This is a genomic window from Streptomyces sp. DT190 (assembly GCF_049846985.1).
GTDB lineage: Bacteria > Actinomycetota > Actinomycetes > Streptomycetales > Streptomycetaceae > Streptomyces.
The window spans coordinates 115,613-125,291 of sequence record NZ_JBNCNM010000011.1 but is presented as its reverse complement, the minus strand read 5'-3'; the positions used below and the strand labels follow the sequence as shown (position 1 = coordinate 125,291).

Sequence of the window (9,679 nt, the reverse complement as noted above, 5' to 3'; positions counted from 1 at the left end):
GCTCGGGTCAGCGGCGGCCATGCCCGGACGGGCCTCCGTCGCCGTTCAAGCCGTCGGTCTCGATCCGGCTGTTGCGCTGCTCGATGCCCTCGATGTTGCGGTCGCGGGTGTCCTTCATCATCCGGACCTGGCTGAGCGTGGCGTCGGTGATGCCCACCAGGGCGTCGCGGATGGACATCATCGTGTCCTTGGTGGTCTGCCGCTCCTTCTGCTCCTGCGGCTTGGCCTTCTCGGCGAACTCCCCTTCGGTGCCGGGCCAGCGGACCGTGGGCCCCAGCTCGTCGAGGAACTCCTCCGTCATGCTCCTGGCGAGGGAGCCGATCTCCTCCAACTGCCCGGCCAGGGCCTCGATGCGGTGCGGGTCGACGTAGTACCGCTGTCCCATCGTCAGTCCTCCCCGTCCTCGCCGAGCGCGTCCCGCCAGGCGGGGGCCTGCTCGTCGCCGCGTGCCGTGTCCTCGTCGTCGCGCAGCACCTCGGGGCCGAAGATCCGCTCCCAGTCGAGCTCGAAGCCCTTCAGCTCCGGCACGTTGCTGCTGGGCTCCGTGAAGGGGGCCATCGCCTTCATGACGTGCCGGTTCATCTTCACGCGTGCCGCACCGGCCGCCTCCAGGACACTGGCGGCCAGCTCCTGCGGTGACATGTCGCGGTACTTGCCGTCCAGGAACTCGATCCCGGTCAGCTCGCCCTGCGGGCCCACGGTCGCCCTGACCGCACGGTCGGAGGAGAGCACCGCGAACGACGCCTGCCGCAGCTCGCGTTCGGTCCGCGCCACCGCCTCCTGGGCGGCCTGGAGCTCGGCCATCGCCTTCTCCAGGCGCTTCTCCAGCGGTTCCGTCATGCTCGCCCCTCCTCTCTCCGTAGGTCTGTCCGTGCGGCCGGAGACCCGGCCCTCACCCCGGCCCGGCTCTTCCGGACCGGTCAACTGCCCTGCTGATCTTGCCTGGTGGTGACCCCGGCGCGAAAGCCGGGGTCCCGCGGCGTGCCCGACGCGCGCCGCTCACCGCCCGATGACGGCCGGTGCGCCGCCCTCGTCGGTGCCCCACACGTCCGCGTCCTCCTCCAGGTAGTCGGCGGAACTGGTGGGCCTGCGACCCGGTTCCGTCTCCTCCTGGGGGGCCTCCCCACCGGTGGTCGTCACCCGGGAGGCGGGGGCGAGGAACGTGTCGTCGTCCTCCTGGCGGTTCCACGGGCTGCGCCGCCGGCGGTTGCGCCGCTCGCTCTCCTCGGCCGCGTCGACGAGGACGGCACGCACCCGCTCGCCGTTGCCGCGTTCCCCGCCCGCGCCCATGCCGCCCATACCGCCGCCCATGGGCATGCCGGGACTGCCGGGCATGCCGGGGGCGCCCGGTGCGCCGGCCATCGCGGCGGGAGCGAGCGGTGCGGCCGCGCTCTCCGAGAGCGGGGCGACGCCCGAGCCGTCCGCGGAGAGGGACTCGCCCGGGGAGAGACCGCCACCGGGCAGCGCGCTGCTCGCGGTCGCTCCGCCGCCGCCACCCAGTCCCAGTTCGGACAGCGGAACGTCCCGGGAGATCGTGGAGCCGCCCCCGCCGACCCCGTTCAGGTCGCCCAGACCGTCGAGGAGGTCGGAACGGTCGTTGTCCGAAGGCGGGTTCAGGTCGTGCAGGTCGACCGTCTCGGTGCGGCCCTGCGGGTCGGTGACCGTGGCGATGCCCGTGTCCGGGTCGATGACCTGGGTGCTGCCGTCCGGGAAGGTCGTGGTCAGCATGCCGTTGTCCAGGACGGTGGTGGAGCCGTCCGGATTGGTGACCTTCGCCCCGTGGGTGAGGTCGGTGGTCGTGGTGGTGCCGTCCGGGCGGGTGGTGGTGAGCATCCCGTCGTCGGGGTCGAAGACGCTCTCGCTGCCGTCCCGGAACGTGGTGGTGAAGTCGCCGTCGCCGTCGAGCGAGGTGTGCCCACCGGTCGGCGTCTCCAGGCCGGACCGGTCGGTGTTCAGACCGCCGAGGCCGCCGAGGTCCCCGATCGACTCGGTCGTCACGTCGGGGTTGATGTCCCCGAGGTCGCCCAGATCGCCGAACCCGTTCTGGCCGTTGAGGTTCCCCAGGTTCCCGAGGCTCTCGGTGGTGGTCGTGCCGTCCGGACGGGTGGTGGTCGTCTGGCCGGTGGTGGGGTCGACGGTCTGGGTGGTGCCGTCGGGGAAGGTCGTGGTCAGCTTCCCGTCGTCGCCCAGGGTGGTCGTGGAGCCGTCCGGGTTGGTCACGGTGGCGCCGTTGCCCAGGTCCGCGGTGGTGACGGAGCCGTCCGGGAGCGTGGTGGTCAGCACCCCGGTGTCCGGGTCGAAGGAGGTGCGGCCCCCTTCGGGGAAGTCGGTGGTGAGGTCGCCGCCGCTGGTGAGCTGCGTGCTGCCTCCGGTCGGGGTGTCGAGCACCCCGTCGCCGCCGTTGATGCCGTCGAGGCTGCCCAGATCCGTCGTGGTGGTGGTGCCGTCCGGGTGGGTGGTGGTCGCCTGGCCGGTGGTGGGGTCGACGGTCTGGCTGGTGCCGTCGGGGAAGGTCGTCGTCAGCTTGCCGTCGTCGCCCAGGGACGTGACCGAGCCGTCGGGGTTGGTCACCTTGGTGCCGTTGCCCAGATCGGTGGTGGTGACGGAGCCGTCCGGGTGGGTGGTGGTGAGCACCCCGGTGTCCGGGTCGAAGGAGGTGCTGCTGCCGTCCGGGAAACCGGTGGTGAGCTTGCCGTCGCCGAGTTGGGTGGTGCCTCCGGTCGGGGTGCGCAGCGCGGCGCCGGGGCCGTTGTTCAGCCCGCCGAGGTTGCCCAGACTCTGGGTGACCGCGTTGTTGGCCGCGTCGTCGTTCGTCCCGCCGGGACCGTTGCCCAGAGCGCCGAGACTGCCCAGGTTCGTGGTGACCGGGGGGGCCTCACCCGCCGGACCCTGCGTGCCGTCGCCCGTGCCATCGCCCGTGCCGTTCAAGTCGCCTAGGCTCTCGGTGACGGGGATGTTCTGGTTCAGCAGTTCGTCGAGGTTGCCGAGGTTCTGCTCCCGGAGCGCGTTGGGATCGTTGAGACCGCCCAGGCTCTCCTCCATCTCCTTGCGCTGCTCCTCGGCCTCGCGCTTGGCCTCCTCCTGCTCGCGCCGCTGCTCCTCACGCAGCTCGTCGGCGTACTTCTTGTCCTCCTCGCGCTGCTGGTTCTGCTCGTTGCGCAGCTCGTCCTGGTACTTCCTGGCCTCCTCCTGCTCGCGCTGCTGCTCCGCGCGCAGTTCCTCCTGGTACTTCTTGTCCTCCTCGCGTTGCCGGTTCTGCTCGTTGCGCAGCTCCTCCTGGTATTTGCGGTCCTCCTCGCGCTGGCGCTCCTGCTCGGCGCGCAGCTCGTCCTGGTACTTGCGGTTCTCCTCGTTCTGCCGCTTGATCTCCGCCTTCTCCTCGTCCAGCTTCCTCTTCTCGTAGTCGTCCGCGGCCGTGGTGGTCGACTTCGGCTCGGGCAGGTTCTCCGAGAAGTCCTTGCCCAGGTCGAGGAAGTGGTTGTTGAGGCTCGACTGCACCTGGGCGGCGGGCTTGCCCAGGTACTCGTCGACGCCCTGGCTCCAGATCTTGACCGCCTTGTCGCCGACCTTCGCCCAGTTGGCGATGTCGGTGAGGTCGCCGTACTCCGGATGCTCCTGGAGGAAGCCGGCCTTGGGGGAGTGGTAGGTGGAGCTGCTGTAGCGCGAGTACGTGACCTTGATGTCGGTCATGGCGACGTTGTTGGTGTCCACCCACTGGGCGAGGTCGTCCAGGACGTAGCGCAGCACCTGGTGGGGGTCGTAGTAGGGCGACTTGGCCCAGTCCAGCCACGCCTTGAGCAGGGTGTCGGCGGCGTCCTCCAGGTACTTGCGGCCCAGGGACAGGGCGCGGGAGTACACCGTGTTGCCGGTGCCGGTCTCGCCGCCGGAGCCGGCGGTGGAGTTGAAGGTCTCGACGTAGTTGTCGTAGTTCTCGCGGATCTTCTTCAGCAGGCTGCGGAAGACCTCGGCGGCCTCGCCCTTCCAGCTCGCGTCGTCCCGGCCGAAGCGGTCCTCCCAGTCCTTCAGCACCACCGCGTGGTCCTTGAAGAACTTGGCCGCGTAGTCGAAGGACTCGCCGGTGGTGTCGAAGGAGTTGAGGTCGACCACATCGCCGCCGCCCACGCCCAGGTTGCTGAAGCGGGCGTCCTGGGTGGAGCCGCCGAGCAGGGCGAGGAGCGCCGCCCGCGGCCCGTTCATGTACCGGGCGAGCGGGATCGTGCTCATCTTGTCCTTGTTGTAGTCCGTGAACTCGTTGCCCTCACGGACCTGGGCGTCGTGCACGTTGTCGGAACCGGGGCTGGCGAAGATGATCTCGTCACCGGCCTTCACCCGGCCCTCGAAGACGATCCGGGCCTGCTTGATCTGGGTCTTCTTGCCCCGGTCGAAGAACCAGATGTCGTAGTCCTCGCCGGTGTTCGTCAGGAAGCCGGAGTCCTTGACGAGCAGGCTGAGACTGCGGTCCTTGATGTCCATCCGGAACAGCTTGCCGCCGTGGTCGGAGCGCAGGGTGTCGAAGATCGTGCTGCGGTCGGGGACCGGGTAGCCGGTGATGTGGGTGACCAGGGTGGCCCAGGTGTCGGACGAGGGGTCGCTGGCGTTGTCGAACTTGTCGATGTTCGCAACGGAGTTGGGGTCGTACCGATCGGCCACCGGGCGCCCTTTCTGGTCGGTGCCTGTCATCCGTGCCGGTGCACGGCGTCCTCATGCCGGTGCGCATGCGGGCGTGCCGTACCCGGACCGGACCGGCACGCACGGCGCGCTGTCAGTCGTCGTCGCTGGTCCCGCCGGAGCTGCCGGTGGTGAGGGAGTCGACCTCCTCGAAGGTCATCAGCAGCGTCTGCGCGTCGATCGCGCCGAGGTTCTTGTCCTTGGTCTTGTTGGCCTCGTCGATGGTGTCGCTGAGGGCCTCCTTGAGCTCCTTGAAGAGCTCCATCTGGTCACCGAGCAGCTTGTCGATCGACTCGGCCGCCGCGCGGATGTCCTCGATCAGCTTCGGCCCCGAGACCAGCGGTTCGGTGACCATCTTGCCGATGCGCAGCAGCTGCTGCTTCTGGTCCAGGTTGCCCGGGGTGGTGTGCCCGTCGATGAGCTGGCCCAGCGGGCGGATGTGGGACCCGTCGCCTTCCTCGCGGTGCTTCTTCGCGGCGGTGTACACCGGCTGCACCTCGTTGTCCCGGAAGTTCTCCATCTGCTTGAGGTCAAAATGCTTGACGTCGGCCTTCTCACCGGCCATGGGACGTCCTCCTGCGGCTTGGTACCGGACGGGTGGTGAGCGGCACCGGTACGGCCGGCCGCCGCCCGGGGCGCGGACGGCCGTACCGATGGAGGGCCGGCCCGGTGCTGACGGGCGGCGGCACCGGTGCTGCTAACGGGCCCGGACGTTGCCCCAGTTGTCGGCGCTGCGGCGCTCGTCGCGGGAGTGGTTGTCGTGGATGCTCTGGATCAGCTCACCGCTGTCGCCGAGCAGCATGGCCATGTTCTTGGTGGCCTGGTCCCACTCCGCCTGGACCTGGATGTACATCTGCTGGTCGGAACCCTCCCAGGAGCTGACGAGCGGCTTCAGCTCGTCCTCCAGGTTGTTGAGGGTGTTGATGATCTGCTGGGTCTGGTCCCTCAGGTCCTCGATGGCCCGCTGAACCACGGGGTACTGCACGTCGATGATGCCGTCGGCCATGACGTCTCCTCTCGGGTGGCCGGGCGCCACGGCCCGGGAAGCTCACGGGGTCCGGCCTCGTCCGGGAGGGCCGACGCCGGTGGGGAAGTCAACGCAGTGCTTCGAAGACGCCCTGGGTGGTCTTGCTGTTGAGGACCTCGGTCAGGTCCTGGTTCTCCTGCGCCAGACGGTTGGCGGAGGTCACGTTCTCCTGGAGCGCGTCGATCATCTTGCTGATCTGGACGACGACCTTCTGCGCCTCGGCGTTCCAGCTGCGGAACAGCTTCAGCAGGGCCTGGCCCTCGTCGCCGCCGACGCCCGAACGCGAGGCCAGCTCGGCCACGTTGTTCTGGATCTTCTCGACCTGGGTCCGGGCCGACTCCAGGGACGAGACGCCCCCCAAGCCCTTGGCGTAATCCGCTTTCCTCGCGGCACTGTCCGCCATGTCGCGCTCCCTTCGTTCGAGCCAGTCTGATCGCCATGTGGCTCGCTGAGGCTAAAGAGAACCCCGGGTTCCGCGCAACGCGAGCGGGGTCGATTTTGAGCTTCGGTTCACTTCCCCAAGCACCTTACATACCAGTCGAGTTGCGGGGAGGTTTCACGGGGATGAAGGGAACTTCCGCGCCGGTCGACAAGCAACCGGTCGTCATTACGCCGGGGTGGCGTGATGCGGGCAAGAAACGGGCATGCGGGGTCGCAAACGGTCATCGCGGCGGCTCTTTCCCGAAATGTCCGCGCGGCCGGCGGTGAATCCATGGAACGGCTCACCGTTATTCTCTGAGCTTTTCTTGAGGTTTCTTCTCGGGCTCGGGCATTCCTGCGCCGGCTATCGGCGGGCGGGGGTCCGGCCGCGGGCGATTTCCCCCGGCCCGACCTCGCGCCGGACCGCGCCGACTACGCGCCACCGCGGCTCAGTTCGGCTGGAATTCGCCCCCGCAGTCGACCCCTTCCTCCGCGTTCGGTGCGTACGCGTTCCTCGTTCGGCTCACTCGGCCGCGCCGACTGTGCCGGCCTTGTCCGGCTCGCCGTCCGCCGCGCGCCCGCCCGACTGCCGCTCGGTGCCGCACGCGGGGGCCGTCACCCTGGTCCGCGCGGCGCCCGAGGCCGCCGCCGGGTCCAGGTCCGCGCCCGTCGGGAAGGCGGCGAGCAGCGGAGCCGGCACCGAGTCGATGTCCCCGGTCCCGTACCCGAGCGCCGAGAGGGAGTCCTTGGAGGGCAGCCGGTACTTCACACCGTTGTCCGCCACCAGGTAGGTGGTGCCGGCGTGAGCGGCGCCGCTGGCGTTCAGCGCCCGGACCAGTGCCCCGTGCCCGGGCCGCACGACCGCCGCGTCCGGCGGCGCGCAGGCGGGCTCCAGCGGCTGGTCGGTGCCCTCCGGCACCGCCACGGGGCCCAGCCGGGACAACGGGACCAGCACCGAGCTGATCCGGACCCCGCCGTCGTCGCCGTCGACCTTCGCGCACAGCGCGGTACCCCGCGGCGCGGACTGCGGCGCGGGCGGCGCGTCCGGCAACTCGGCGGAGCCGGCCGGGGCCGCGTCCTTCGCGCGGTGCTCGCGCAGGGTGTCCGCGCCGACCGTGCGCACCTCGGGCGACTTCCCCTGGTAGGCGTCCTCCTGGGTGGCCGGATCACCCAGCACCAGGGCGGCGCCGAGCCGGGTCAGCGGCACCAGGCCGTCCCGCTGGAGCAGGTGGTACGTGCTTCCGCCGCCGGGCACGCTCACCTTGAACAGCTGGCCGACCCGGCTCGCCTCGCCGCCCAGCGCGGGACCCTCCTCGCCACGCCCCGGCACCTCGGGCGGGCTCAGGGCGGGACCGGGGGCCAGCGCGTCCAGGAACGCCGCGGAGACCGGCATCGGCCGTTCCGAGCCGTAGCCGAGGGCGTTGCGGGCGTCGGAGGCCCGGTCCAGCGGCAGCCTGCTGCCCCGCCACACCAGGTACTCGGTGCGGTCCGGGCCGCGCACCAGCACCGCTCCGTCGGCCGCCACCCCGCGGGATTCCACGGGCGCCCCGGCGACGACGGTGGTGGCGCCCGGCTTGTTCACCCCGGTGTCCGTCGCGGCCGCGGAGGTGCTGGGCAGCGCCCCCTCCGGGCCGGTGACGCACATGTGCCACGCCCCGTCGTCGAGTTGACCGGCCTCGGGCACGGTGTCCGGGGCGCCGGGGATGCCGACCGGGGCGCCCACCGGGGTGTCCCGCAGCGAAGCCGTGCCCACGTCGCTCGTCGCCAGGTCGGAGCCGCCGATCAGCCGCGCCGAGGCGTAGTTGCGCACCGGGTGCAGCACGCCGTCGGTGCCCGTCCACAGGTAGCGGGCACCGGTGTCGCGGTTGATCACCAGGTGCTCGCCGTCGCGCCAGCCGTCGTTGCCGCCGGGGCGCAGCAGGCCGTAGACGGTGGCTCCCGCGCCGATCAGGACGGTGAACAGCACACCGAAGACCACGCCGCGGGTGGTGCGCCCCAGCGGGCTCTCCGGGGCGTCCGGGTCGGCCGTCAGCAGGCCCGAGCTGAGCCTGCCCATCATGAAAGCGTGGGCCTGCACCTGGTCGCGTTTGGACTGCACAGCCTCTCCTCAACTCGTACTCGATGAAACGGCGTTCGCAGATCTCAGCCGAACAGGCCGCGCAGCCACCCGAACAGGCCCGCCACCCACAGGCTCAGCGGCAGCAACGCCACCGCGAGGCCGGTGTGCGCCAGCTCCGCCGCCCGGCCCCAGTACGGCAGCATCCGGCGGCCGGGCACCACCCAGGCGGCCACCACCAGGGCCGCGGCGGCGGCCAGCAGGACCGCGGAGACCACCGTGCGTCCGTCATGGCCGCTGTCGACCGCCCAGGCGCGGGCCAGCAGCAGCAGACCCCACACCCCGGGCACCGCGAGGGCCAGCCGCTGGGCGATGTGCACCAGGCCGCGGCCGTGCAGGAGCAGCAGCAGGCTCAGCGCGAGGGCGGTCAGCACCTCGGGCAGGTTCGGGTGCTCGGCGAGGACGACCAGCGCGGCCGCGGAGACCACCCCGGTGGCGGCGAACAGGGCGGTGACCCACCGCCCGGCCAGCTCGGTCCGCTCGGCGACCTCGCTGCCCGCGTAGGGCTCGATGCCCTCCTGGAGCTGCCCGGCGGACGACGGCAGCGCGGGCATCCGCATCCCGGCCAGCTTGAAGGCGAAGGGCGCCACCGCTCCGGCGCCGAGCGCGACCACCGTCGCGACCAGCGCCACCGTCGCCGGCACGTCCAGGCCGCTGTAGCCGATCAGGGCCCCCGACACCGCGGTGGCCACCGCGACCACGGCGGTGGCCACGAGCGCCGGGGCGCCGACCGCGGTGGCGGCCAGCGCGAGCACGGCCCCGCCCGCCCCCGCGGCACCCGCCGCGAGCAGCCGCGCCCCGACGACCCGCGCGGCGTCCGGGCCGGTCAGGTCGCCGCCGGGCAGCACCCAGCCGGCCAGCGCCAGGCAGGGGGCGACGAGCAGGCCGAGCGCACTGGCCGAGAGCCGGTCGCCGACCGCGCGGCTGGCCGTGCCCGCGCCCGCCAGCAGCAGCAGTCCGGTCACCCCCGCGTAGGCGGGCCGCACCGACGGGCTCACCCCGGGCCAGAACACCAGCAGCAGGGCGGTCACCACGGTGGCGACCGCGGTCGCCACCAGCAGGCCGCGCGCCGCGCCCGGGTGCCAGTCGTGCAGCCGCCGGCCGGTGGTGTCGGCTATCCCGTCCACGAGGTCGTCGAGGCGGGCCTCGGGCAGCGCCTCGGTGTGGGGGCGCAGATACAGCACGTCGCCGTCGGTGAGCCCGGAACGGGCGAGCGTGGTCTCCTCGTCGAGCGGGGCGTCACCGAGGCGCTGGAGCACCCAGCCGGCGTGGTCGAGACCGGCCTCCTCGGCCTCCTCGCCGACATAGCGCAGGAGCGTGGGCAGCAGGTCGGCGACCGGCACGTCGGCGGGCACCGCCAGATCGACGGAGACGCTCGGCGCGCGTACGGTCAGGCGGCACAGTTCGGCCACCGCGCTGTCGGTCATCAGCTGAACTCTCGTCTTCCG

General features: G+C 71.6%; 8 protein-coding genes. All 8 read right to left on the bottom strand.

Annotated features, from left to right (window positions below; genetic code table 11):
* Positions 1-7 precede the first annotated feature (7 nt).
* The 8 genes from ACPXCS_RS20675 to eccD all read right to left on the bottom strand — a co-directional run bounded on the left by ACPXCS_RS20675 (position 8) and on the right by eccD (position 9,658).
* Positions 8-385 carry a hypothetical protein gene (locus ACPXCS_RS20675; protein WP_425948098.1) on the bottom strand — a complete coding sequence of 126 codons (378 nt, stop codon included), beginning with the start codon at positions 383-385 and terminating at the stop codon, positions 8-10.
* Between the two features lie 2 nt (positions 386-387).
* Positions 388-840 (bottom strand): YbaB/EbfC family nucleoid-associated protein, encoded by a 453-nt coding sequence (locus ACPXCS_RS20670; RefSeq protein ID WP_425948100.1) that lies wholly within the window; start codon positions 838-840, stop codon positions 388-390.
* Between the two features lie 159 nt (positions 841-999).
* Entirely contained in the window at positions 1,000-4,650 is a 3,651-nt protein-coding gene (locus ACPXCS_RS20665) for an AAWKG family protein (protein ID WP_425948102.1), read from the bottom strand.
* 112 nt (positions 4,651-4,762) lie between these two features.
* Positions 4,763-5,233, bottom strand: coding sequence for a type VII secretion system-associated protein (locus ACPXCS_RS20660; RefSeq protein WP_425948104.1), 471 nt, complete (start codon positions 5,231-5,233; stop codon positions 4,763-4,765).
* 132 nt (positions 5,234-5,365) lie between these two features.
* The gene (locus ACPXCS_RS20655; RefSeq protein WP_425948105.1) at positions 5,366-5,674 is read right to left on the bottom strand and encodes a WXG100 family type VII secretion target; all 309 of its coding nucleotides are present in this window, start codon (positions 5,672-5,674) and stop codon (positions 5,366-5,368) included.
* Between the two features lie 88 nt (positions 5,675-5,762).
* Positions 5,763-6,098, bottom strand: coding sequence for a hypothetical protein (locus ACPXCS_RS20650; RefSeq protein ID WP_425948106.1), 336 nt, complete (start codon positions 6,096-6,098; stop codon positions 5,763-5,765).
* A 540-nt stretch (positions 6,099-6,638) separates the two neighbouring features.
* Positions 6,639-8,213, bottom strand: a complete 1,575-nt coding sequence (gene eccB / locus ACPXCS_RS20645; RefSeq protein WP_425948108.1) for a type VII secretion protein EccB — start codon at positions 8,211-8,213, stop codon at positions 6,639-6,641.
* 44 nt (positions 8,214-8,257) lie between these two features.
* Complete coding sequence (gene eccD / locus ACPXCS_RS20640; RefSeq protein ID WP_425948110.1) at positions 8,258-9,658, bottom strand: type VII secretion integral membrane protein EccD; 1,401 nt, start codon at positions 9,656-9,658, stop codon at positions 8,258-8,260.
* Positions 9,659-9,679 lie beyond the last annotated feature (21 nt).